Genomic DNA, 23,255 nt, shown 5'->3' on the forward strand with positions numbered 1-23,255 from the left:
ACCAGCCCCTCGTCGTTATTTTGAAAGTCTACCTGTTCATTTTCCCCGATGTCGCAAAGCGTAATACTTTGCTCTTTTTTTGTTGCGCGGCGCATACACCCAACGATTAAAGCGATTCATGTGGCGAACTCTGTCCAGAACGTCAGTTTCCAACCAAATTGTCGTTTCCATTTGCATTTCAGTTCCATCCTTTCAATCATCTGATATCTTGATGGCGACTACTGCAGATGTGACGAACCATGAATCTTTGCCAGGCTTCACTTCATCAGTGATTCCCAGCTGCCGCCCACAATTTGGACGACAGAACGTGATGAAGCGCTTACGTATATGATTCGATAGACAATCTATCATTTGTTGGGGTAGTCACTCATCACTCCCCAAAACATTCTTTATACTTTGCAACATCCGCATCCTCCACACGTTTGAACAAATGGTCTGGGACGACAAAATGTCTGTCAGCGCCGATGGCGGCGAGATCGCAAACTTCATGGCATGCAGCCTGTCGTTCCGCGTCGGTCAGATGAAGGGCATCAAAGATTTTTTCACTGGTGAACGGAATAACAGGATAAGCCGCCGCGGCAAAAATGCGAATTAGATTGATGGCAGCGCGCAAGACCATCGCGGCTGTCTCCTTATCTGTTTTGACAAGCGTCCATGGCGCACGCGCATCCAAGTAGACATTTCCGAGTGACCAAAGTGATCGCAATGCTTGAATTGCTTTGCGGAAATTGGTTTGCCGCAGATGGTTGCTGTATTCGGTCAGTATGCTGAGACAATCCGCTTGCAGCCGTGCTTCGACATCCGTTGTCCGCCCTCCAGCAGGAACCTGATTGCCGAACTGCGATTGGGTCAACTTCAACGTACGATTGACAAAATTACCAAAATTGCCGACCAAGTCTTTGTTAATGACATTTGCGAATTGCGCCCACGTAAAACTCACATCATCTGATTCCGGCGACTGGGCGAGCAAAAAATACCGCCACTCATCCGGCGGACGAATATCGAGCGCTGCATCGAGAAACACGCCGCGTTTTTGGCTAGTGGAAAATTTGCCACCATAATAGGTCAACCAGTTGAAGCTCTTGATTTGTGTCGCCATAGTCCAGGCCTCGCGTGAGCCTAAGACCATTGCTGGCCAAAATACGGTGTGAAAAGGCACGTTGTCTTTCGCCATAAATTGTGAGTAAACGACATCCGTTGCATCACACCACCAGGATTGCCAATCACGCGCCGCTGGATTTTGAAGCGCCCACTCTTTGGTCGCGCCAATGTATTCTACGGGTGCATCAAACCAGACGTAGAACACTTTCTCTTCGAACGCTTTTGCCGGAACTGGCACACCCCATTTGAGATCACGCGTGATACACCGCTCTTGCAGCCCTTCGTCAAGCCATTTGTAAGCAATGGAAGATGTGAGGCGCGGCCAATTCTGGCGCGATTTTACCCAGTTGCGCACAGACACAGAAAGCGCATCAAGTTTAAAAAACAGGTGGTTTGTAGAACGGACCTCCAAATCGGAGCTGCCCGAAAGGGTGGAAGATGGATTCAGCAAGTCCGTCGGCTCTAGAAGCGCAGTACAATTTTCACACTGGTCCCCACGCGCAGCTTCATAGCCGCACTTCGGGCAAGTGCCAACCACATAGCGATCCGGCAAAAAACGCCCATCCGCGCGAGAGTAGACCTGTTCAATGGCTCGTGATTCGATATATCCTTGTTCTTGTAGTTTACGATAGAAATGTTGAGTTAATTCCCGATTCGCCAAAGAAGAACTGCGACCGAAGTGATCGAACGAAAGGCCAAACCGTCTGTAGATGTCCGCTTGTATCGCGTGCATTTTGTCGCAATACGCTTGTACGTCAAGCCCCGCCTCTAACGCCGACAGTTCTGCAGGCGTACCGTGTTCATCTGTGGCGCAGATGAAGAGTACGTCTTCCTTCTCCTGACGCAAGAAACGTGCAAACACATCAGCCGGCAGCAATGATCCCGCCAGCGTCCCAAGGTGTTTCACGCCGTTGATATAAGGCAAAGCACTGGTGATTAGATACCTGGTCACATCATCATCCCCTGGAATTCTCGATTGATAAGACTTTCACACAGCCTCAAACAACGCGATGCCCATCTACGCCACTGAGCATAAAAAAACGCCACAGGCAATCTGGCCCGTGGCGTTCGTCGATTTCAGCCAAGCTGACTAATGGTGAAATATCGACGGTCGCGGGCACAAATTGAACATGCGCATGGAAAGCATCATCATTGGCATGTTCATCATTTGCGCCCATCTCCTGTTCATTTGAATTGTTAATTATGGACAATACACCTTTCAAAGCACAAAGGCAAGTGCCTGTTTGCAGCTAGCCGTATCACAGCTTACCCACTGCCAAACTCAGCCGTGCATGAAACCTGGATGGACTTGTTCTTCATTTGGCTCTGACCCATCTGGTTGTGGCGCTGATGCCGACTTGTAAACACCACGGCGCAACACAAAGCCTAACAAAGCGCCGGCGACGGCAACGAAAATCATCACGAAAAATGTGTCGTCAAACGCTTTGACGCCTGCGCTCAAGAGCGCATTTTTAATCGTCTCCATCACATGCATCTGCTGTGGCGTCATGTGTTTTGCCGCTGCCCCGCTCGCCTGTGAGGTCGCCCCAGACAATCCGCTCACACTTGGTACCTTGATGCCCTGTTTCGCGAAATGCGCTTGTACGGCGCTTGTTCGCGTCTCCACGCGCTTGGTCAGCAATGTGACAAGCGCAGCAATGGACAACGAGTTGACCACCTGTTGCATGGCGTTGGACAACGATGAAACCCGACCAACCAATTCACGCGGCGCCTTGTTCATCAAATGGGTCGTCAGCGGCATCATCATCAGGCCCATGCCCGCTCCAGACAAGGCGAGCGGCAAAATCAAATCCGTCCCAACCGTCGTAGGTGTGACATGAGACAACTGAATCAATGCTGCGGACACGAACCCAAGACCCACTACAACGAGCCAGCGCGCGCCAATTCTGTCAAAGAGAATGCCGCCCAAAGGCATGACAATCCCCGAGGCAATGGCTTGCGGCAGGACAATCAAACCTGAATCAAATGCGCCATAGCCACGCGCTTGTTGAAGAAATTGGGGGATGAGAAACAACGCCCCAAACAGGGCGAACTGCCCAACCCATTGGACGACAATCGCCAGGGAAAAGTCGACGGATTTAAACACTCGCAATTCGAGCAAAGGCGCTTTGGCCCGCAACTCGACGATGATAAACAAAATTAACGCAATGCCGCCGCCGATTAAACCCAACAGCGTCTCCTTGGAAGTCCAGCCACTAGCGCCTTCACTGACGCCGTACGAAAGTCCTGCAAAAGCAATCGGCCCTAAAATGGTGCCCAAGAGATCAAACTCTGCCCCAGCATGACGTTTAGCTTTTGGCAAACTGCGCAAACCAATCAACAAGCATACGATCCCGATGGGTAAGTTCAAGAGAAAAATCCAACGCCAGGAGTGATACTGAACCAACCAGCCTGCGAGCACTGGTCCAATCGCTGGCGCAAACAGAATCGGCAATCCCATCGCGCCCATCACTGAACCTACCTTTTCTGGCGGGCTCAAGCGATAGATATACGCCATTGAGACTGGCAGGACGCTGCCGCCGCCAAGCCCTTGAATGACGCGGAAGAAGATGAGCAGCGCCACGTTGTGCGGTGTCGCACAAAGGACGGAGCCAAGGGTAAACAGAACGACGGAAATCAAGAAAATGCGCTTGGGTCCGAATCGATCCGACAACCAACCAGACAATGGTATGACCGCCGCCTGCGCCAGCATGTACCCTGTGACCGTCCACTGCAGTGTCGGCAATTGCGCATGAAAATCAGTTACAAGTCTAGGAAGAGCGACATTCATGACGGTATTGTCCAACACGACCATGAAAACGCCAGCAATAATGGCAATCAGCGGCACAATAATGCTCGAGATGCGAAAATCCTTTGCCGCTGTCGCGGACGCTGCTGCTTGACTCAACGATTGTACCTCCCTCGGTATATCTTGAAAATAAAGTTGGCGACCTGGTGTGCGCCATGCGCGATGACTCGATATGACTGGCACTTTCATGATGCTGTTGGTTCGAGACGCATCGCGCATGGCGCACGCAAAGGGACGAAGCTTGATTTACAGGGTAGACGTGAAATGAATTGACCCATTTCATGTTGTGCGCTAAAATATTTTCCGGACAATTGTCCGCCAGCGCAAATGTTACCGGACAATTGTCCGGTTGTCAATGAATGACTTGTGTCTTTCCTGTGTCTTTATTGTAAAATTCTCTTGAACTGGCCCTTTAAAAGGTGATGATATGAAAGTGAATGAGCCGCCAGATGCACGCCAAAACCAAAAATTGACGCGAAGCGAGCGCAAAGACGCTGCGGCGAGCCGTTGCCGGATACTTGAGGTGGCGCGCCAGTTGTTTGGCGAATGCGGCGTGGAATCCGTCAGCATGCACCAAATCGCCAAATCAGCGCATGTCGGACAAGGCACACTGTACCGACGCTATGCGCACAAAGGCGAGCTCTGCATGGACATTCTGAAGGAAAGCGCGCAATCATTCATCCAACAGACTGAATCCTATCTTATCGAATCACAGGACAAAGTCCCGGACTTGGAGCGGTTGGATCACGTGATTGTCGGGATCATTGATTTTACCGACGCCAAAGCGCATCTGCTGTCGGTCATCGACCATAAGGAGTTTGTTGGGGATAATATTTTTTATCAAAGGTTACATGAATTTGTCTGTAGACTACTTGAACCACTGATTGCAGCCAGCGAGCAGCCTTGTTTAGACGCCGTCCTCGTCGCCGATGTGCTGCTTTCTGCCGTCAGTCCGCGACTGTATATGTTTGAGCGGGAGACAAGAGGATACAGCAAAGCGCAGATCATCGCTGGGATCCGACGACTGTATATGGCGGGCTTGAACCCAGAGAACGACTCAATTTGACCATCGGCCCCCCCTTACGTGAGCCCCCTTTTCAGCAAAGATGAAAAGGGGGCTCCGTTCGCAAAGGGTCATAGGCCGTATGAAGTCGGATGGAACACGACCTCCGGATTCTTATCTGTCACAAAACGAAGTGAATACTCGTCAGGAAACAACATCACGTACCTGTCGTGCAGATCTTTGACAGTCAGACAGGACGAGCGGTCGTAATACAGCGACGCCAGGTCAGATTCGGCAATCCAGCGCGCAAACTGATACGGAAGTCGGTAAAGTTCGACTTTCGCCCCATATTCCGCTTGCAGGCGGTGCTCAAACACCTCAAACTGCAGTTGTCCGACAGCGCCCAAGACAATGTCTTCTGTGCGGTTGGCAATGCGAAAAACCTGTACAGCCCCTTCTTGGGCCAGTTGTTCCAGCCCTTTGTGGAATTGCTTGTGCTTCATCGTATCCTTCACTGTCACACGCGCAAAGTGCTCCGGTGAAAACAAGGGCAACTTCTCAAACTGGAAATTCCCTTTTTCGCACAAGGTGTCGCCAATTTGAAACGTGCCGGGATCGAAAATACCGATGATGTCGCCGGGGTACGCGGTTTCCACGATGGCCCTGTCCTGCGCGAAAAATTGCTGCGGCTGCGATAGACTCGTCTTCTTTCCCGTGCGCACATGATGCACATTCATCCCCCGCTCGAACTTTCCCGTGCAGATGCGGATAAAAGCGACCCTGTCCCTGTGCGCGGGGTTCATATTCGCCTGAATCTTAAACACAAAACCAGAGAACGGCGTGGTCACCGGATCCATCTGCCCCTGATCTGTCTGCCGCGGCCCAGGTAAAGGCGCCAAATCAATAAACTGATTCAAAAACGTCTCGACACCAAAGTTCGCGATGGCGCTGCCGAAAAAGACAGGTGTCAATTGCCCTGCGCGGACGCGATCAAAATCAAATGGATCCCCAGCGATATCGAGCAGAAGAATGTCCTCCTGCAACTTTTCATGCGCCTGTTCGCCCAGCAACTCGGTCAAATGCGCATCTTCGACATCGGAGACGGCGATTTTTTCGGGCTTTTCGTTGCGGCCGACATAGCGCTCCAGACACTGTTCCTGCCGATTGAACACACCTTTGAAATCACTGCCCATGCCAATGGGCCAGTTCATCGGGCAGGATCTGATTCCGAGGATATTCTCCAGTTCCTCGAGCAGATCCAGTGGCTCTTTCCCTTGTCTGTCCAGTTTGTTCATGAACGTAAAAATCGGAATGCCGCGCATCCTACATACTTCGAATAGCTTGATGGTCTGCGGTTCCACACCTTTGGCTGCGTCAATCAGCATCACCACGCTGTCTGCGGCGGTCAGCGTCCGGTACGTGTCCTCACTGAAATCCTCGTGCCCCGGTGTATCGAGAATGTTGATGTGGCAATCGCGGTATGTGAACTGCAGCACAGTGGAGGTGACGGAGATGCCCCTTTGTTTCTCGATCTCCATCCAGTCAGAAGTCGCATGGCGATTGGCTTTTCTGCCTTTCACCGACCCTGCCTCGCGAATGGCGCCGCCAAACAGCAATAGCTTCTCAGTCAGTGTCGTTTTCCCCGCATCCGGGTGTGAGATGATGGCAAAAGTACGCCGTTTCCTCATTTCTATAGAAACTTCTTCTTGTAAAGTTTGCATTGATTCCAGCCTTTCATCACGAATCCATCTGACACCTTATATCATATGAGTTGACCTTTGTATAGCTCAAGGGCGTCACAAAACCGTCATTGAGTACAGACTAGAAAGTGTTAGAATATGAATCAGGGTTGACAAGGAATGGATGATCCATTCGGTGATGACGCGGCACTAAAGTGCCAGTCTCATTCCAGAGTAGGTGTGTACATGAATCAGCGCAACCAGTACCTCATATGGTTTAACATCATCATGTGTATCGCGTTTGCCATCTTCTACGTGCTGACGGACTTTCTATTGGGGATATTGTTTGAAGTGGGCTTAGGGCTTTTATTGCTCCGGGCGTTAAACAAAGACGACAAATCGAACAAGTAAACAGACCACACCTTGTGAAGACGTCATTGGTGTGGTCTGTTTACTTTGCAAAAGCTGTCCGCTCGCCGCCATTTATATGTGTCCCGCACTGGCAAAGCCATGAAACATATCAGCCAGTGCAGCATCGCGGACGGCGTAGCGCCTAGGTGCCGATTTCATTTTCAGCGTAGCTTACAAATATTGCTGACGCGTGAAAAAAGCGCCGACAACATTGCCTTCATTGACATCATGCCAGCACTGCTTCGCATTGAAGCACGACCAGCCGCTGTGTTCTGGGTAGATTTTGATATTTTCAAAGTCGCCATTGAGTTGTGCAAAGAAACTACGTGGCCCCTTGTATGGTTGCATGACAGTCACTTTATTGCGCATTTCCATGTGCGTTGCCTCCTCGTTGTTTCCTTCTGAAGCAAGCATAGAAAACGCAGCTTGAACGAGGATTGAAAAACTCCTTGAATTTTCCTTGAAATTCGTTCGGCGATGCCGACATGCCACACCTGAATCATGCGCTTAAAACAGGAACTTCAAATGAATAACCCCTTCAATGATGCCTATCCACATTGGAGTAACAAGGACAAGTCCCCATAATACACCGCGCAGAAGACTTCCGTTGTGCTGATATTCCATGTGACATCACACCTTTCGGCAACGGGCTGTCATTTAAATTCTATGTGACCGCATCAGCGTACAGTCCTCTTGTCGACTTTGCAATGCCCTTCGCCAAGAAAGATCGCCCGTTCTTCTCGCTGTGTCTTGCATAAGCCTCCTCGCTCCCATGTCGTTATGCTATAGTCTTTAATGGGCAAACGGGCTCCCTTCGCGACGCATGGCGCTCTATATTTCACTCACAATTGGGGGACTTCATATGATTGAAGCGGTTGTCTTTGATTTTGATGGATTGATTTTTGATAGCGAGACGCCAGAATACCAGTCATGGGCAGCCATTTTCACATCGTTCGGCGTAGAACTGACTGTCGAAAAATGGACAATCTGGCTTGGGATTGGAATGCATGACAGCCAATTCAGTCCATACGACTACTTGGAGGAATGCCTTGGCGCCCCGGTCGATCGCGATCGGATACGTGTGGAGCGGCAGGAAAAGTATGAATCACTGACAAAAGACGCCGACGTCAGACCAGGTGTGCGTCAATATTTGGCCGCAGCAAAACAGTTGGGTCTGAAAATTGCCGTCGCGTCCAGCGGACGGCGCAATTGGGTCGTCCCCCACTTGGAAAAATACCAACTCTCTCATTTCTTTGACACCGTCTGCGTCCGTGATGACGTGACGCACGGAAAGCCAAATCCCGAAGTATATTTAAAGGCATTGAACAACCTCGACGTGAAAGCAAACCACGCGGTCGCTTTTGAAGATTCCCCCGTTGGCGCTTCCGCGGCGACCGCAGCTGGCATGCGATGCGTGATTGTCCCCAATCCGTTGACAGAACAACTTCATTTCAAGCAGTACGATCTCCGCTTGACTTCCATGTTGCAGATGGATCTGGCCACCGTCATCCAGCAATTGACTGATTCACAGATGGAAGCAAAATAAAGCGCTTAGGTGATAAAGACCGCCTTTGCAGTCTTTATCGCCTCTCAAAGAACGTTAACTTGCGACAAAAAGCCCTGTAGACGTTTGATATTTTAGGGTGATTTCCGTATATCTCCGCCAAAAGTGACCGTTACGGACACCCATGCAACATCCGCTTGACTGGAGGAAGTCTGTTTTACCAGGGTGAGTTGCTCAGCAGATTGATAGACAATGACGCATCGTCGATCACGATGTTTAATTTATAGGTCGGCATAGATAAGTTCCTCCTTTTTTCCTCTACAGGTTGACATCCATCTTTCCGCAAAATCACTGTGTATTGCGCCGTTCTTCACATGCACTGCAGGAATATCAAGAGGAGATCGGCGGATATGGCGTTTTGTTTGTCCCTATTATCACAAGAAAATGGCTCAAGAGCGCGATTGGTTCGTCAATGCACTCGGCACGCTGCAAGACATCACCAGCAACTGAAGTTTGTGCGGTTATCAGCCCTGCTATTTGAAGCGATGCCTTCAGTAGCAGGGGATGTGTTGCGATGATCGTATCTGCTTGTCTGTATGACAGCAACTACAGCAATACGCAAAGTTTTGCGATTTGTCGCAATTCTTTCTGCCGCGCGATGGTGGAGCGTTTTCAAAGATGGCACAATGTAGAGGAGGTATTCACGAAATGGAGGAGGATTTAGCGTGATCAATCCGCCTGTTTACGACTTGCGCAACCCGTTCCCTTGGTATGCGCACATGCGCAAACATCAACCAATCTGGCAGGAGCAAGCGTCCACTTGGCATGTCTTTCGTCACGACGATGTCCTACGCGTCCTCTCCGATTATGAGCATTTCTCATCACAACGTGGCGAGGCGAACGATCCCAACAGGCCGATTTCATCCAGTCTCATCAGTATGGATCCCCCGCGCCACCGCCAATTGCGCACCCTTGTATCACAGGCGTTCACGCCGCGCGCCATCGCCAATCTGACCGCGCGTATCGAGGAAATCTCGAACTCGCTGCTGGATGACTTTCAGGGACAAACACACTTGGACATCGTAGAATCATTGACCTATCCGCTGCCCGTCATCGTCATTGCCGAGCTGTTGGGGGTGCCAAGCGACGAGCGAGATCGATTCAAAATGTGGTCGGATGCCGTCATCGCTGGATCACGCCAACTGGCGTCAGGTGAGGTTCTGTCCTTTGAGGATGCACAGATGGAAATGGTGCAGTATTTCTCGCAGTTGGTCGCAGAACGCAAAAAAACGCCGAAAGCGGATCTCATCAGCGATCTCCTTCGTGTCAAGGTGGACGGTGAGTCCTTGAGCATGGCCGAAATCCTCGGCTTTTGCGTATTGTTGCTGGTGGCGGGAAATGAGACGACGACCAACCTGCTGTCCAACGCGTTGTACACATTGCACGAAATACCGTCGTTATGGCCTTACTTGGCTGAACAGCCGGACGAACGACTCGCTGCCTTTGTGGAGGAAGTTTTGCGGTTTAGGGCGCCGATTCAACATATGTATCGAACAACGACGTGTGACGTGGAGCTATCGGGCGTTCCTGTTCCGGCAGGTAGTCGGATGGTTGCATGGATTGGCTCAGCCAATCGAGATGAGGCCGTCTATGAACAACCCGAGACATTCCAAGTCAATCGCAAGTCGCGACATCTGGCTTTCGGCCATGGCATTCATTTCTGCCTGGGCGCGCCACTGGCTCGCCTCGAAGCCGAGCTTGCACTGAAACAACTGCTGCGTCGCTATACGTCCATCGCTATTCCCGATGTAGACGCCAGCGAACCAGTGCCGACTTCACTGGTTTATGGCTTTCACAAAATGGAAGTTCAACTGACACCCTTGCCTTAAAGCGCGATTTGAAACATCCGTTGCTGCCCGTCAGCAGTCTTCTCAAAAACCAATACGCCCATTGACTTCTTGACCAAGATGGGTCGTGATGCGTATACCGTGCCCGACGGTTGAATCGAAGCTGTCCACCCACTGGGCATGCGCGCATCAATGTGCTGATAAAGCACGTCATCGGCAGCGGTTCCTGTCAATTGCGGCAGGAACCCCTCCGCATATGAATACCAAATATCGCGAACAGCCTGTTCCACCTTTTCTAAATGTACCGCTTTTACACCCATCTTTTGCATCTCTCTTCGCTCCCCTGCAATCCAAAATGGCTCACTGGCAACAGCGTAGCCACATTTGCTATGAAACATACATGCGCAGCTACGAGGAGCGATAGATTTGTCACTCCGTGTGCCCTAAGAAAACATATGAGTCAAAAGTGCAATATTTGCTCATTTTTTCTCCATCGTGGCACCCCGATGACATGTGATCTCACAAGTCGACGCTTTAGCGCAACAGATTGATATCCGCCACCTGGGTCTGCTTGCGTTCGTACAAGTAGGCATCCGCTTCTGCCAAACAGGTTGAAAACTCAATTCCTTCGCGCCATAGGACATATCCAACAGAGACATCGTACGGCTTGTCCATGAACAGACGAATGATGTCCGCCTGAAGTTGTTCACGCGTTCTGGCAAAAGCTTGGCAGAAAAAATGCGTATTGATACCTTTAAAATGTGCACTCTCCCCTAAAAAAGATATCTCATGACCTTTCACAGTCATGAACAAATACGTAACATCGCTTTTGCCATGGTCAAAAACCCTGGTTACGGCGTGTATCGCTTGTCCAGTTTTGATACAATTCGGCCTAGGAGTGTGCTGTGTCATCCGCGATGCTTTGATTGACTGGTATTTTTATGATTCTGCCGGTGCAAGATGCATCATGGGTAGTGTCTTGAGGGTTCTAAAAGAGAGGACGATGCGCAGGTGGCGATATTTGCATCTTATTTCAACGAGGCGTGTATTTTGATCAGCGCCATTTGCTTTGCGATTGGTTGGGGACAAATTAGAAAAAAAAGAGTTCGCATTCATCGACGCTGGATGCTCACTGGTGTCGTATTCGCCGCGCTTTTTTTCATTTCATATGCGCTCAAAACATTTTTGATTGGCGACACCAAGTTTGGCGGGCCAAAATCGGTAAGTCCCTACTATTATGTTTTTCTGCAAGCTCATTCCATCTTGGCGACCGTTGCGGCGATTCTCGGCGTCATCACACTCATCTTTGCTGCACGCAGCGCATTTGGCAAACACAGGCGAATTGGCCCATGGACAGTTGTCATTTGGTTTGTCACAGCTGCGACAGGCTTAGCTGTCTTTTTCTTGCTGTTTATCATCTACCCCCCTGGCGCCACCGCAAATTTGTGGCAATCTTATCTCGGAAAGTAAATTTCGAAAGAAGCTGTACAAGCCTGGCTGCGGTCAGGCTTTATTTATTTTGGAAAATGTGTTACTGGTAAGACTAGGTTTTGGAGGTGGGATTGTTGTGGAACAACGAGTTGTCATCGTCACGGGTGGCGCACAAGGGATTGGGCTGGCAATTAGTCGAAGTTTTGCCCAAACTGGCGCACTGGTCGTCATAGCGGACGCGGACCGGGAAGCTGGTGAGGAAGCACTTGCAGCTTTTGTCCAACAAGACCAACAGGCGCGTTTCATCCCGACAGACGTCAGCGACGAAATACAAGTTCGGACACTGATTGATACCGTTGTGCGAGAATGCGGGCGGATCGACGTCGTCGTCAACAATGCGGGCACATCCAGCAACATGCCGATTGAACAGTTGCCTGTTGACGCTTGGGACAAGGTGATTGGTGTAAATCTGCGCGGGCCGTTTATGCTTGCCAAATACGCGGCACCCCATCTGCGCAAGGCATCCCCTGGGGTTATTATCAATATCGCCTCCACGCGCGCCTTGATGTCGGAAGCAAACACGGAAGCCTATTCCGCTTCGAAAGGCGGAATCGTTGCCCTTACGCACGCACTTGCCATCAGCCTTGGGCCAGACATTCGCGTCAATGCCATTTCGCCCGGTTGGATTGAAGTGGGGGATTGGAAAAAACGCACAACTAGAACCGAACCGCAACACAGTCCAGCGGATCTCGCGCAACATCCAGTGGGACGCGTTGGCGTACCTTACGATATTGGCAACGCATGCGTTTTTCTGGCCTCCAAAGAGGCTGGTTTCATCACTGGTCAAAACATCGTCATCGATGGCGGCATGACAGTGAAAATGATATACGAGCCATAAAAATACCAGTCAATCAAGGCATCGCAGATGGCGCAACACCAGGGTGCCGATTAATTTACAGGACAGGAGCTTCAGACATGGCTGTGTTTACCTATCAGTGCAACACACGCATTCATTTTGGTGTCGGCACCATCCAATCACTGGCTCAACAATTGAATGACGGGGGCTTCGGCCGCCGACTGATGCTGGTCACAGATAAAGGATTAATCCAAGCTGGCCTTGTGGAACAAATTGAACAACATCTCAAAACCAACGGATTCTCCATCACGCTGTTCCACGAGGTAAAACCGAATCCAAGGGATACAGACTGCCTCATGGGCGCTGAAATGTTTCGCGCGAACTGGTGTGACGCCCTTCTGGCTGTCGGTGGCGGCAGCGCCATGGACACCGCCAAAGCGATTGCCCTGCTCGCGCGCCATGGCGGCACACCCGCAGACTATGTCGATGGCGGCCGCATGTATGGCGAGATCGCGCCAATCGCCTGTGTCCCTACCACTGCAGGCACCGGATCAGAGGTGACGCGCGGAGCGGTCATCACGGAGGCGTCCAGCCACCGCAAACTGACGCTGAAGCACGAATGGCTGCGGCCGCAGATTGCTGTGCTCGATCCGGCGCTGACTTGCACAGTGCCCAAACCGTTGACTGCCGCTACTGGTGTCGATGCGCTCGTCCACGCCATCGAAGGGTTTACATGCAAGAAGACGCAGCCCATTTCGCAGGCGCTCGCCGCCCAAGCGATGCCGCTGATTTGGCGCGCGCTCCCACTTGCTTATCGAGCGCCGGACAACATCGAAGCACGCAGCGATATGCTCCTTGGCAGTTTGCTGGCAGGGCTTGCTTTCGGCTCTGCCGATGTGGCGGGTGTCCATTGCCTTGCCGAAGCCCTAGGCGGCCTTTACGACACGCCACACGGACTGGCCAACGCGGTTTTCCTGTTGCCGATGCTGCGCTACAACATCGTCGGCAACGAATCATTGCACGCCCAGGTCGCCCGACACATGGGCGTTGCGCAGCGTGACGATGAGGACGAAGACGCTGCGCTAGTGTTGATTGACGCGCTCGCGGCATGGTTAAAAGCGTTGGACATCCCCCCATTGTCCCACATCGACAAGGTGCAGCGAAGCGATTCGGAGCGCATGGTTGAGCTGGCGATGGCCAACTCATCGACGGCGAGCAATATTCGCCCGCTGACAGAAAGCGCGTACCGTAAAATCCTGGAAGAAGCCTTCGCTGCAACTTTCTAATCCGTCAGCCAATGCGGTTGCAAGTGGCCCCTTGCCAAGCCACAATCGCGACAAGTCTGTCATTTCCAAACGGGCTCCTGACACCCCGCCGAGGAGCCCTCTTCTGCGCGCTCTTCCAGTGCGCGACTTCATAGCATAAGCGTGTTCATCCATGAATACGTTGTAAGGCGTGATCGCTCAGACTGGAAGAGAAGGTGCTCAATTGAAATTACGTCGATGGATTTACACTTTTGCTTTGGCGGTGTGCACAGTGGCAGCGATGGCATTGAACGGCTGTGCATCATCCCCCCAGAGCCAACCGACCAATGGCACAGCGACAACTGGCAACCAAACCACAGGGGGCAGCAACACAACCACGAACGACACAGGCAAGCAAACTACGGGCAACCAACAAGGAAATGGTTCATCTGGCACCTCAACTGCACCATCAGGCAACAAACCTCCACACAAATCAGCGCCAAAAAAACTGCCGCTGGTTGAGCTTGGCAATCATTCAAATGATGCTAGTTATTTAAACGAGAGTTTAAGTGTATTAGGCTACCTGCCTGTGAGGTTCACACCGGCGCATGGCGTGTCCACAAGCACCGCAGAGACGGCATTCAGTCTGACAACAACCCCTTTGCCCGGCAATTATACCTGGACATATTCATCTGCGGCGAATGCACTCAGCAAGCTTTGGCAGCCACACACAGACAACGTGATCACAGAGGGCGCATTGATGCGGTTTCAGTTGGATCATCATCTGAGCATCGATGGCGTGGCCGGACCGCAAGTGTGGACGGCACTGCAAAAGGCGTTGAAAGCGCACGAACACACCACAGCGCCGTATACGTACATCACCGTCGATGAAAGCGGGACAGAGACGTTGCGCGTGTGGCAAAACAATCAGGTTGTACTGCAGACCCCAGCCAACACAGGGATCGCTTCTGCGCCCACCAGCATTGGCACGTGGCCCATCTACCTGCGCTATCAATCCCAAGAAATGCGGGGAACGGCGCCGGATGGCGAAACGTATGACGATCCCGGCGTGCCCTACGTGAACTATTTCCATGGCGGCGACGCGGTGCATGGTTTTCCACGCAGTCAATACGGTTATCCACAAAGTCTAGGCTGTGTTGAAATCCCTATTTCGGCAGCCAAAACGGTGTACAGTCTGGTGAATTACGGAACGCTCGTATCCGTCCGCCCTTAAACAGTCCGTCATGTGGGATACGCACCGCACCAGTAGCACCATGAAAATGCCAGTCAATCGAAGCATTGCGGATAGAGTACACAGAGGTGCCATATTATTTTCAGAATAGATTGTCCTCTCCCTGCGCGATGGTCTAGACTGAGAATGGAAGTCTACCCATCAACAGAAGGAGCGTGCGACCTTGCAAACGAGACGATTAGGCAATAGCGACCTGTATGTAAGCGAAATTGGCTTTGGCTGCATGTCCTTAGGCACGGATAAAGACCGCGCAAAGCGGATGTTGCATGAGGCGCAAGACAACGGTGTCAACTTTTTCGATACCGCCGATTTGTACGACCAGGGCCGCAATGAAGAACTGGTGGGCGAAGCGTTCGCCGGACGGCGAAGTGAAGTTCTCATAGCCACCAAAGTCGGCAATCGATTTGAACCCGGTGTGCAAGGCTGGACGTGGGATCCTTCCCCTACATATATCCGCTCTGCCGTTGAACAGAGTCTGCGGCGACTGCGCACGGACTACATCGACTTATATCAATTGCACGGTGGCACAATGGCGGATCCCTTTGAAGACATTGTCGATACGCTGGAAGATTTGCAAACGCGTGGCTACATTCGGGCATATGGCATCTCATCCATTCGGCCCAACGTGATTTTGCGATACTTGACTGCATCGAATATCTCAAGTGTGATGATGCAATACAGCCTGTTGGACAGGCGACCGGCTGAATGGTTTGATGACATCGCGGCACATGGTGTGTCGGTCATTGCCCGCGGACCACTGGCGCGCGGACTTCTGTCTGGCGCAACCACAGGGAAGAAACTGGCGGCAGACGAAACCTACCTCGACAAAACCGCCGCAGAAGTCGCGCTCGTCCAAAGCGCAGTGGAAGATTTGACGACGCCCGAGCGCTCGGCGAGCCAGGTGAGTATTCAATACGCGCTTTATCCAGAAGTGGTGGCGACGACAATCCCTGGCGCGAGCACACCGGCGCAACTGTTGGAAAACATAAACGCTGCAAGCGCGGCACAACTGACCGAGACAGACATTGACGCGCTGAACGCCAAATCACCCGCAAGCCAGTATGCGCAACATCGGTCGTAACCAAAAAACGTTGTTCGTTCGCATAGAAAGAAATTGAGTTAATTTGCAGACGCCTTCATCAAACCCACTGTGGTTGAAGAGGCGTCATTCTCGACCTTGCCATCCGCCGTAATCTTGATCTGACTGGGCGAAGTCGGCTGATCCAACGTCGATACAAGTGTGGTATCACCGTTTTCGTCCATGCGATACACATCCGTGACCATACCGTCTTTATTTACATCACCGTAATAAACCACGTTGCCGACGACGGTGATGAGCGCAGCATTCAATTTGACCGTGTGAAGTTCGTCGTTACTATCAAAATACAGCACGTTATCGGTAAAATTGACATTATCCTCAAAGTATAACTTGTCTCCTGTAAACGAAACGTCCATATCTTTAATAAACCGTCCATCTGTCGGCATCGCAGTCACATGCGCCATGGTGCCAATGTGATAAAGCGCGCTCGACGTCTTGGTGTTGATCAAAATATAAATATCATTGGTTTGCCTGCTAAAGCTGATTTTGGCAAAAGACGCGCCCGGTGAAAGCTGGCCGAAGGTCGGCACCACAGCCGTCTGAGCTCCGTCAGGCTCATCCACTGTGATCAACTCGAGACAACCAGGCGATGTTTGCTCCCCTACAAACAGTTTCTGGTTGCTAATCCAACCCACATATTGTACTGTAGATAAGCCAGTTGTGTGACTAACGTCCTTTTTACTTTTCAAATCCTCGATGTGCAGCTCATTTTGTTTATCTAAATAGGTGGCATACTGGCCGTTTGGCGATACCTGAACAAACTGGTATTGTGCGTTCAGACGTGCCACTTCTTGTTTGATCAGCGTTTTCACAGGAATTGCTCTCTTTTTCGGCTTCTGCAATTTCTGGAGTGTCACTTTTGTCTCAGCTTGGGCAGTGGCAAACAACGTATTGTAATGCTGAAAGAAGATGAGCTGTCCCGCTGTGACAATCGCAACGAAAACAAGCAGTTTCAACCATATTTTTTTAAAAATAAGAATCACCCCTATGCCAGCAACCATCTTTTTTTACGATAGACGCGATACATGATACACATTGAATGCGTCCTTACATTTTATTTTCTAGCGCTTCAGTCATGCATTCCAATATAGAATAAACTCCTTCACAGCTTATGCCGTGGAGGAGTTTATCTGTATTTTCCCATCGTCGTCAATGTCGATATCCGCAGCCAACGTGGGACTCTTTAGCGTAGATACAAGCGTGGACTGCCCGTTGTCACCAAGTTTATAAACCGAGGTCACCAAACCGTTGCTGTCGATGTCGCCATAGTAAAGCACATTGCCCACCACAGAGACCAAAGCCGCATTCAATTGAACACGGTGTGGGACATTTTCGCTGTCAAAATATAGCACGTTGTACGATCCGTCAAGCCGATCCTCAAAATACAGCTTATCGCCGGTTTCCGAAATGGCGATATTTTTGATGTACCTGCCGTCGATGGGCACCTCTGAGACGTCCTTCATGGTGCCAATGTGGTACAACGCGCTCGTGGTCGCTGTATTGATGAGGACATAGATGTCGTTGGTCTGTGTGCTAAACGTAATTTTGGCAAATGCAGCATCTGCAGACAACTGTGTAAAGCTACAAGCGACACTCTGCGATCCATCAGATGTGTCCACCGTTGTCAATTCCAAATCACCTGGCGCAATCTGCTCACCGACAAACACTTTCTGATCCCCAATCCAGGACACGTACTGCACGGGGTATGAAATTTTGGTCGTAGTGACATCTTTTTTGCTCGCCAGATCTTCAATGTGCAATATGTTACTGCTGTCCAAGTAAGTGGCATACTCATTTCCCTGTGAGACGGTGACAAATTTATAATTTTGCGCTTTGAGGCGCGCAACTTCCTGCTGAATGTTCTTGTCCGATTGCTGCTGGTCACTGCTCTGTTTCAATTCTGCGGCGGTATCCTGCCTGGCTGCGGCAAATAGAGAATTATAGTGATTAAACACCATCAATTGCCCCACTGTCACAAGCGCGACAAACGCAACCAGCTTACGTCCAACTTTTTTAGCCATTCGCCCCACCCCCCGTTTCCGGCATGACAACAATTGAAGTGGCAACACTACGTTCGCCCAAAATATCCCATGGGGTATTGACCAGTTTGTTGTTGTAAACCATGGTCGTGGACGAACCCCCATCCAGATTCGCCGCGATGACTGCATGAAACTTATTGATCATCAATGCCTTGATATCATCATAAGATGCCCCAGCGTCGCTGGCGCTCAGCCCTCGGCCGTTTGTGACCATCAGGATGACCGTGCCATTTTCGGTTTGCCCGATTGCTGTCCGCGGATCTAGACCTGCTCCATCGGCAGTCTGCACTGGCTTGCCATCCTGAACCAATACTGGGCCAAAGCCGACCGCTTCCTGCACACCTAAGTTGCGCAATTGTGGCAGAGAGTACGCGCCTGCAATCATTTGCCCGCCAGCCGTAAATGCAATGACTGGTTGCGGCTGTGTGCGCGAGCCTGTGATGTTGACCAACTGGCCGTCATGCATGGTAATGCCCTGCGGGTTGGCCCCTGTGCCTTGCCAGTTGGTGTCGACAAATCCGCCTGCATTGATACCAGCGACGGCTCCGACGTCCTTCACCATCTGTTGCACCGTTTCTCCATGCTGATGCAGGTATTTGGTCGCCACAACCTTGATGCGGCTTGGATCCTTCACCAGAAGAATATCGGCCTTAAATGTCTTCCCCTGATAAGTTTCCTCTTTGATGGAACCGTCGTTGACGTGAAAAGTTCGTTTGGTGATTTCATTGACCGGTTTTGTCGAACTCACCAGTCCATTTGTCAGCGAATGGGCTTGAATGACCGACTCCGGCAATGTGTATAAAGATAAGGGGCGCAAAAGGTAACCATGCTGTGTTGAATCCAATGTATCTATCAAATAATTTTTCAAAGACGGAAAAGGGCCTTGAAAAATCCAAAGCGACGTAGATACGTATAAATACACTACGCCAAATACCGTGTAGCCAAGCCAGCGCAAAAAAGCGTTGCCTCTTTTCGGACTTTTTTGCTCCTCCTTGTGCTTCCGATGTTTTTTTTGATCCATACCTCAGTTTACACCTACTTTTATCTTTTTCACTGAAAGTGCTTTAAAACACAAGTGCTCGAAAATGTTTTCAAGAAGACAATCCCCGATATTGTTTTCTTTTAAACATTTTAATCGACAAAATCCTACATACAATAACCAAACGCAATTCATCCACTAGCTTTTACAAAATTGTCAGGGTTTTGGATAACCTTGAGAAAATAGATGGTACCCTCTTGCGTGGTGTTGCCATATGCCAGATGCGCAATGCCATGCCAACCGAAGATGCGCGTTTCAACAACGCTTAAAATTCAGCATGGATTCCTTTAAACTATCTCATATTAACATATGAGCAGAAGATCGCAGATTCGTCAAAGAGGAGACTAACCATGACACGGGAAGAATACATCCAATCACTGGCACAAACGGATCCCATTTTGGAATCTGTCGAGGCCACTTTAAAAAAAGCCGGACTGCCGCCGATGTTTGTCAATCCGGACCTGGGCCGCTTGCTGACGGTGCTCGTCGCCAGCACACGGGCGCAACACGTGCTTGAAATTGGCACATTCGGCGGCTATAGCGCGATTTGTCTCGCCCGCGGTCTGACAGCAACGGGCAGATTGATCTCGTTGGAACAAAAGCCTGAACATGCCGAAATTGCCAAACATCATATTGCGGACGCTGGATTGAGCGAACAGATAGAAATCATCGTCGGAGAAGCGGTCGATTCATTGGACACACTGCACACAGCGGGCCATCAATTCGATGTCATTTTTATCGACGCAGACAAACCGAACTATCCAAACTACTTACAACGCGCATTAGCACTCGCCAAACCGGGTACACTCATCGTGGCAGACAATGTGCTGTTACGGGATAAAGTGCTGGATATGACCAACGACAACCCCTCGCCGCGCGCCGTGCGTTCCTTCAATCAAACCTTCATGAACCATCCACTGCTCATCAGCACCATTTTGCCGGTACACGATGGATTCGCGGTTGCATGTGTACGGGAATATGCCGATGCAACGTAAAAGTGTGTCCGCTGTATGGAAGGTTGCGCTATAATCAAATACGTTTTTACCATTAAATACGATGTCCTGGAAGGAGGAACCCCTGCGTGAAAAAAAGGCGCATCAATCCGTCACAGCGCATTGCCGTCGGCTACGCAGCCTTAGCAGTGCTGGGTGCGTTGATGCTCATTTTACCCATTAGTCATGGTACATCCCTACACATCGTAGATGCTTTCTTTACTTCTGCCAGCGCGTTGTTTGTCACCGGTTTATCGTCAGTCTCACCGCAGACATTTACCCCTTTCGGGTACTTCGTCATCGCTGCGCTCATTCAAATCGGCGGGATTGGCGTCACATTTATTTCAACGAGCTTTTACTTGCTCATCGGACGCAAGATTTCTCTCGGAGACCGCCGGATGCTGGCCGAGGAGCGAAACTCATCCTTACCAGGCATTGTTCGCCTGTTTCGCAAAGTCGTCATCTTCAGTTTTAGCATCGAAGCTGTCGGTGCTTTGGCCTTTTCTCTACACCTTCACGTTCAATACGGATACAGTTGGCTACGAGCATTTGGTTTTGGTTGTTTTCATGCTGTTTCTGCATTCAACAATGCAGGATTTGACATATGGACAAACAACATGGAGAGTTTCACCCATGATCCATTTATGCTGCTTCTGACAGCGCTGCTCATCATTCTTGGCGGTATCGGCTTTGTCGTGCTTGTTGAACTTTATGAATTTCCCCGCCAGAGGCAACTGTCATTACATGTCCGTATCGTCCTTGGCATGACCGCCTTATTATTAGTCATAGGAACCCTGTTGATTTTGCTGTTTGAATGGAACAAATCGATGGCGAACCTCAGCTGGCCATACAAAATCCTCAATGCGTTTTTTAGCTCAACAGTGACGAGAACTGCCGGGTTTGACTCAGTCCCCATTTCCAACATGCAGGAAGTCACATGGCTCATCATGATCTTCCTCATGTTCATCGGGGCAGCGCCTGGCTCAACCGGCGGCGGCATCAAAGTGACGACGTTCTTTTTGATCATCAAAACCACCATGGCGACCATTCGCGGTCGCGCGCAAATCGTGGCAGGCAAAAGACAGATTCCCTGGGAACTCGCACAGAAATCGATGCTCATCGCCATTCTCGGGATTACCGTGGTGTTGGTGTGCACGTTGATTGACGCCATCGTAGAGCCAAGTATTCCGATTATCAAAATCATTTTTGAAGAGGTTTCCGCCTATGGCACAGTCGGACTGACAACAGGCATCACAGGTTCCATCGACTCAAGCATGAAGTGGGTGCTCATCTTCACAATGTACCTAGGTCGTATCGGTATTTTCACGTTCCTCTTGAGCTTGGTACAAAGATCACAGTCTCGCGTACAGTATGTACAAGAGCGTATACTCATAGGATAGAACGTCATGCCTAATGCGCCAACTATACATTGAACATTTTATAGACGATTGACTGAATCAGGGATAAGGAGACGTTGGATGTGCCCCGTAATCGCAAGATGATATTCGGCATCATTGGCGCTGGCCGCTTTGGCAGCGGCGCCGCGACGGAATTGTTGCGCCATCATCACGAAGTGCTCTTGATTGACAAAGACGCAAGTTGTTTGGAGCCGTTCGCCAACCAATGCGAAACGGCGATTGGCAATGCGGAAGACATACAATTTCTTGAGGAAGCAGGCATCAAAGAAGTCGATGCGGTGATTGTCGCCATTGGCGACAACGAAACGAGCTCGAATCACGCCACCATCAACTGCAAAGATCTCGGACTCTACGTGGTCTCCAAAGCGTTTCACGCCACACACGGCAAGATTCTGGAACGTTTGGGGGCGGATCGAGTCGTATACCCTGAGCGGGACTCGGGCATGCGCCTCGCGCGCTTGCTCACCAGATCCGCTGTACTTGAAATGATTGAACTGTATGAAGAAGTATTTATGATGGAATTGACGGCGCAAGGCGAGTTGACTGACAAAACACTGGCCAAGCTGAATCTGACACGCCGTTTTGGCGTGCAAGTGGTGATGATCATCCGCAACAAGGCGACAAAGTTCCCGGTTTCAGCGACGGACACCGTGCAAGAAGGGGATATTCTCGTTTTGGTAGGGCCGCATGAGTCCCTGACCAAGGTCACACGCTTGACTGAAAGAGATTGACATGCCATGTGTTTGTGCTGCGCCACTTTGGACGTTTCTATGATATGCTCTAAAACGACCGTGAAAAATACGTGTACCGCTAGGAGGAGCTGAACCTGATGAAGAGACAAGCCGCCACAGCAGCTTTGATTTTGAGTGCAGTGCTGCTCGTTACGGCCTGTGGCACAAAGACACAGCCGACCCTCGCCCCTACTAACAGCACAGAAACAGGCGCCAAACAGACGAATAAAACAACTGAGGCAAATCAGACGAATACGACCAATGAGACGAACGACAACACAAGCCCCAAAACAAATACACAAACCGAAGAGAATGTTAAACTCGTGCAGTTCACAGACGCCGATTCTGGCATTCAGGTCCAGGTACCTCAAGGTTGGACAAAATCCTTGGTGAGCGGTGGCGACTATTCAGGGTGGAAGTTCACAAATCCAAACGATGCAAACCAAAGCGAAACCGTGGTTACCTCCACCTGCGTCGGTTGCTATATGGATGCGAACAACAAGGCGGACCCCACATTGGTCATTCCCAAAACCGCCACAGACCCGCAGACGAAGGCATCAACAGCGACATCTGTCACATACGCCTTTACAGCGTCCGGGAACACCAACCCAGGCCTTGGCAAAGTGGTTGTCTCGACCGACAAAAGCGGCTATGCGTACGTGGAAACGCTTTTTCCTCAAAATCAAGCATCTGTGAGTTCAGATGTCATCGACAGCTTGCAATTGAATCGATAACACACCAAATCCTATGACAATATCATTCAACCGGTCTGCCGAAGACTTACACTTTGGCAGACCGGT

General features: G+C 50.5%; 23 protein-coding genes. 13 read left to right on the forward strand and 10 right to left on the reverse strand.

Annotation, left to right across the window (positions count from 1 at the left end; genetic code table 11):
• Positions 1-370 precede the first annotated feature (370 nt).
• The 3 genes from metG to ACFSB2_RS10655 form a co-directional block, all read right to left on the reverse strand.
• Complete coding sequence (gene metG / locus ACFSB2_RS10645) at positions 371-2,071, reverse strand: methionine--tRNA ligase (protein ID WP_377943074.1); 1,701 nt, start codon at positions 2,069-2,071, stop codon at positions 371-373.
• 28 nt (positions 2,072-2,099) lie between these two features.
• Positions 2,100-2,279 (reverse strand): hypothetical protein, encoded by a 180-nt coding sequence (locus ACFSB2_RS10650; protein WP_377943023.1) that lies wholly within the window; start codon positions 2,277-2,279, stop codon positions 2,100-2,102.
• A 104-nt stretch (positions 2,280-2,383) separates the two neighbouring features.
• Positions 2,384-4,009 (reverse strand): DHA2 family efflux MFS transporter permease subunit, encoded by a 1,626-nt coding sequence (locus ACFSB2_RS10655; protein ID WP_377943024.1) that lies wholly within the window; start codon positions 4,007-4,009, stop codon positions 2,384-2,386.
• 328 nt (positions 4,010-4,337) lie between these two features.
• Here ACFSB2_RS10655 and ACFSB2_RS10660 point away from each other — a divergent pair, with 328 nt between their 5' ends.
• A complete protein-coding gene (locus ACFSB2_RS10660) occupies positions 4,338-4,976 on the forward strand; it encodes a TetR/AcrR family transcriptional regulator (RefSeq protein ID WP_377943025.1) in 639 nt (212 codons plus the stop codon).
• A 68-nt stretch (positions 4,977-5,044) separates the two neighbouring features.
• Here the strand turns inward: ACFSB2_RS10660 and ACFSB2_RS10665 are convergent, their stop codons facing one another.
• A complete protein-coding gene (locus ACFSB2_RS10665; protein WP_377943026.1) occupies positions 5,045-6,634 on the reverse strand; it encodes a peptide chain release factor 3 in 1,590 nt (529 codons plus the stop codon).
• A gap of 138 nt (positions 6,635-6,772) precedes the next feature.
• Here ACFSB2_RS10665 and ACFSB2_RS10670 point away from each other — a divergent pair, with 138 nt between their 5' ends.
• On the forward strand, positions 6,773-7,003 hold the full coding sequence (locus ACFSB2_RS10670; RefSeq protein WP_377943027.1) for a hypothetical protein: 231 nt from the start codon (positions 6,773-6,775) through the stop codon (positions 7,001-7,003).
• Positions 7,004-7,174: 171 nt separating this feature from the next.
• Here the strand turns inward: ACFSB2_RS10670 and ACFSB2_RS10675 are convergent, their stop codons facing one another.
• A complete protein-coding gene (locus ACFSB2_RS10675; RefSeq protein ID WP_377943028.1) occupies positions 7,175-7,378 on the reverse strand; it encodes a hypothetical protein in 204 nt (67 codons plus the stop codon).
• A 487-nt stretch (positions 7,379-7,865) separates the two neighbouring features.
• On the opposite strand from ACFSB2_RS10675, the gene ACFSB2_RS10680 reads away from it, so the two are divergent.
• Both ACFSB2_RS10680 and ACFSB2_RS10685 read left to right on the forward strand, forming a co-directional pair.
• Complete coding sequence (locus tag ACFSB2_RS10680) at positions 7,866-8,549, forward strand: HAD family hydrolase (RefSeq protein ID WP_377943029.1); 684 nt, start codon at positions 7,866-7,868, stop codon at positions 8,547-8,549.
• Between the two features lie 683 nt (positions 8,550-9,232).
• Positions 9,233-10,396 carry a cytochrome P450 gene (locus ACFSB2_RS10685; protein WP_377943030.1) on the forward strand — a complete coding sequence of 388 codons (1,164 nt, stop codon included), beginning with the start codon at positions 9,233-9,235 and terminating at the stop codon, positions 10,394-10,396.
• On the opposite strand, the gene ACFSB2_RS10690 is transcribed toward ACFSB2_RS10685, so the two are convergent.
• Together ACFSB2_RS10690 and ACFSB2_RS10695 are read right to left on the reverse strand one after the other, a co-directional pair.
• Entirely contained in the window at positions 10,393-10,683 is a 291-nt protein-coding gene (locus ACFSB2_RS10690; RefSeq protein WP_377943031.1) for a hypothetical protein, read from the reverse strand. The genes ACFSB2_RS10685 and ACFSB2_RS10690 overlap by 4 nt on opposite strands.
• A 205-nt stretch (positions 10,684-10,888) precedes the next feature.
• On the reverse strand, positions 10,889-11,161 hold the full coding sequence (locus tag ACFSB2_RS10695; protein WP_377943032.1) for a hypothetical protein: 273 nt from the start codon (positions 11,159-11,161) through the stop codon (positions 10,889-10,891).
• Positions 11,162-11,365: 204 nt separating this feature from the next.
• Here ACFSB2_RS10695 and ACFSB2_RS10700 point away from each other — a divergent pair, with 204 nt between their 5' ends.
• The 5 genes from ACFSB2_RS10700 to ACFSB2_RS10720 all read left to right on the forward strand — a co-directional run bounded on the left by ACFSB2_RS10700 (position 11,366) and on the right by ACFSB2_RS10720 (position 16,218).
• Positions 11,366-11,824: a DUF420 domain-containing protein gene (locus ACFSB2_RS10700; protein WP_377943033.1), complete on the forward strand. Its 459-nt coding sequence runs from the start codon at positions 11,366-11,368 to the stop codon at positions 11,822-11,824.
• A gap of 97 nt (positions 11,825-11,921) precedes the next feature.
• Positions 11,922-12,683, forward strand: a complete 762-nt coding sequence (locus ACFSB2_RS10705) for a glucose 1-dehydrogenase (protein WP_377943034.1) — start codon at positions 11,922-11,924, stop codon at positions 12,681-12,683.
• Between the two features lie 77 nt (positions 12,684-12,760).
• Positions 12,761-13,927, forward strand: coding sequence for an iron-containing alcohol dehydrogenase (locus ACFSB2_RS10710; protein ID WP_377943035.1), 1,167 nt, complete (start codon positions 12,761-12,763; stop codon positions 13,925-13,927).
• 202 nt (positions 13,928-14,129) lie between these two features.
• Positions 14,130-15,119, forward strand: a complete 990-nt coding sequence (locus ACFSB2_RS10715; RefSeq protein ID WP_377943036.1) for a L,D-transpeptidase family protein — start codon at positions 14,130-14,132, stop codon at positions 15,117-15,119.
• Between the two features lie 181 nt (positions 15,120-15,300).
• The gene (locus ACFSB2_RS10720; RefSeq protein ID WP_377943037.1) at positions 15,301-16,218 is read left to right on the forward strand and encodes an aldo/keto reductase; all 918 of its coding nucleotides are present in this window, start codon (positions 15,301-15,303) and stop codon (positions 16,216-16,218) included.
• Between the two features lie 38 nt (positions 16,219-16,256).
• Here the strand turns inward: ACFSB2_RS10720 and ACFSB2_RS10725 are convergent, their stop codons facing one another.
• The 3 genes from ACFSB2_RS10725 to ACFSB2_RS10735 all read right to left on the reverse strand — a co-directional run bounded on the left by ACFSB2_RS10725 (position 16,257) and on the right by ACFSB2_RS10735 (position 19,296).
• Positions 16,257-17,219 (reverse strand): hypothetical protein, encoded by a 963-nt coding sequence (locus tag ACFSB2_RS10725; RefSeq protein WP_377943038.1) that lies wholly within the window; start codon positions 17,217-17,219, stop codon positions 16,257-16,259.
• 126 nt (positions 17,220-17,345) lie between these two features.
• Positions 17,346-18,257, reverse strand: a complete 912-nt coding sequence (locus ACFSB2_RS10730) for a hypothetical protein (protein WP_377943039.1) — start codon at positions 18,255-18,257, stop codon at positions 17,346-17,348.
• Positions 18,250-19,296, reverse strand: a complete 1,047-nt coding sequence (locus ACFSB2_RS10735) for a phosphodiester glycosidase family protein (protein ID WP_377943040.1) — start codon at positions 19,294-19,296, stop codon at positions 18,250-18,252. Before ACFSB2_RS10735 ends, ACFSB2_RS10730 begins: the two co-directional genes overlap by 8 nt.
• 368 nt (positions 19,297-19,664) lie before the next feature.
• On the opposite strand from ACFSB2_RS10735, the gene ACFSB2_RS10740 reads away from it, so the two are divergent.
• The 4 genes from ACFSB2_RS10740 to ACFSB2_RS10755 all read left to right on the forward strand — a co-directional run bounded on the left by ACFSB2_RS10740 (position 19,665) and on the right by ACFSB2_RS10755 (position 23,189).
• Positions 19,665-20,309, forward strand: a complete 645-nt coding sequence (locus ACFSB2_RS10740; protein WP_377943041.1) for an O-methyltransferase — start codon at positions 19,665-19,667, stop codon at positions 20,307-20,309.
• A gap of 86 nt (positions 20,310-20,395) precedes the next feature.
• Positions 20,396-21,706: a TrkH family potassium uptake protein gene (locus tag ACFSB2_RS10745; RefSeq protein ID WP_377943042.1), complete on the forward strand. Its 1,311-nt coding sequence runs from the start codon at positions 20,396-20,398 to the stop codon at positions 21,704-21,706.
• A gap of 80 nt (positions 21,707-21,786) precedes the next feature.
• Positions 21,787-22,455: a potassium channel family protein gene (locus ACFSB2_RS10750; RefSeq protein WP_377943043.1), complete on the forward strand. Its 669-nt coding sequence runs from the start codon at positions 21,787-21,789 to the stop codon at positions 22,453-22,455.
• A 98-nt stretch (positions 22,456-22,553) separates the two neighbouring features.
• Positions 22,554-23,189, forward strand: a complete 636-nt coding sequence (locus tag ACFSB2_RS10755; RefSeq protein WP_377943044.1) for a hypothetical protein — start codon at positions 22,554-22,556, stop codon at positions 23,187-23,189.
• Positions 23,190-23,255: the final 66 nt, after the last annotated feature.

Origin of the sequence: Alicyclobacillus fodiniaquatilis, assembly GCF_042678105.1 — a bacterium.
GTDB lineage: Bacteria > Bacillota > Bacilli > Alicyclobacillales > Alicyclobacillaceae > Alicyclobacillus > Alicyclobacillus fodiniaquatilis.

Bases quoted from the DNA above. Each gene is read 5' to 3' on its own strand.
- ACFSB2_RS10650 (WP_377943023.1), bottom strand. From the start codon at position 2,279: ATGGGCGCAAATGATGAACATGCCAATGATGATGCTTTCCATGCGCAT.
- ACFSB2_RS10660 (WP_377943025.1), top strand. From the start codon at position 4,338: ATGAAAGTGAATGAGCCGCCAGATGCACGCCAAAACCAAAAATTGACG.
- ACFSB2_RS10665 (WP_377943026.1), bottom strand. From the start codon at position 6,634: ATGCAAACTTTACAAGAAGAAGTTTCTATAGAAATGAGGAAACGGCGT.
- ACFSB2_RS10670 (WP_377943027.1), top strand. From the start codon at position 6,773: ATGGATGATCCATTCGGTGATGACGCGGCACTAAAGTGCCAGTCTCAT.
- ACFSB2_RS10675 (WP_377943028.1), bottom strand. From the start codon at position 7,378: ATGGAAATGCGCAATAAAGTGACTGTCATGCAACCATACAAGGGGCCA.
- ACFSB2_RS10680 (WP_377943029.1), top strand. From the start codon at position 7,866: ATGATTGAAGCGGTTGTCTTTGATTTTGATGGATTGATTTTTGATAGC.
- ACFSB2_RS10690 (WP_377943031.1), bottom strand. From the start codon at position 10,683: ATGCAAAAGATGGGTGTAAAAGCGGTACATTTAGAAAAGGTGGAACAG.
- ACFSB2_RS10695 (WP_377943032.1), bottom strand. From the start codon at position 11,161: ATGACTGTGAAAGGTCATGAGATATCTTTTTTAGGGGAGAGTGCACAT.
- ACFSB2_RS10710 (WP_377943035.1), top strand. From the start codon at position 12,761: ATGGCTGTGTTTACCTATCAGTGCAACACACGCATTCATTTTGGTGTC.
- ACFSB2_RS10730 (WP_377943039.1), bottom strand. From the start codon at position 18,257: ATGGCTAAAAAAGTTGGACGTAAGCTGGTTGCGTTTGTCGCGCTTGTG.
- ACFSB2_RS10735 (WP_377943040.1), bottom strand. From the start codon at position 19,296: ATGGATCAAAAAAAACATCGGAAGCACAAGGAGGAGCAAAAAAGTCCG.
- ACFSB2_RS10740 (WP_377943041.1), top strand. From the start codon at position 19,665: ATGACACGGGAAGAATACATCCAATCACTGGCACAAACGGATCCCATT.
- ACFSB2_RS10755 (WP_377943044.1), top strand. From the start codon at position 22,554: ATGAAGAGACAAGCCGCCACAGCAGCTTTGATTTTGAGTGCAGTGCTG.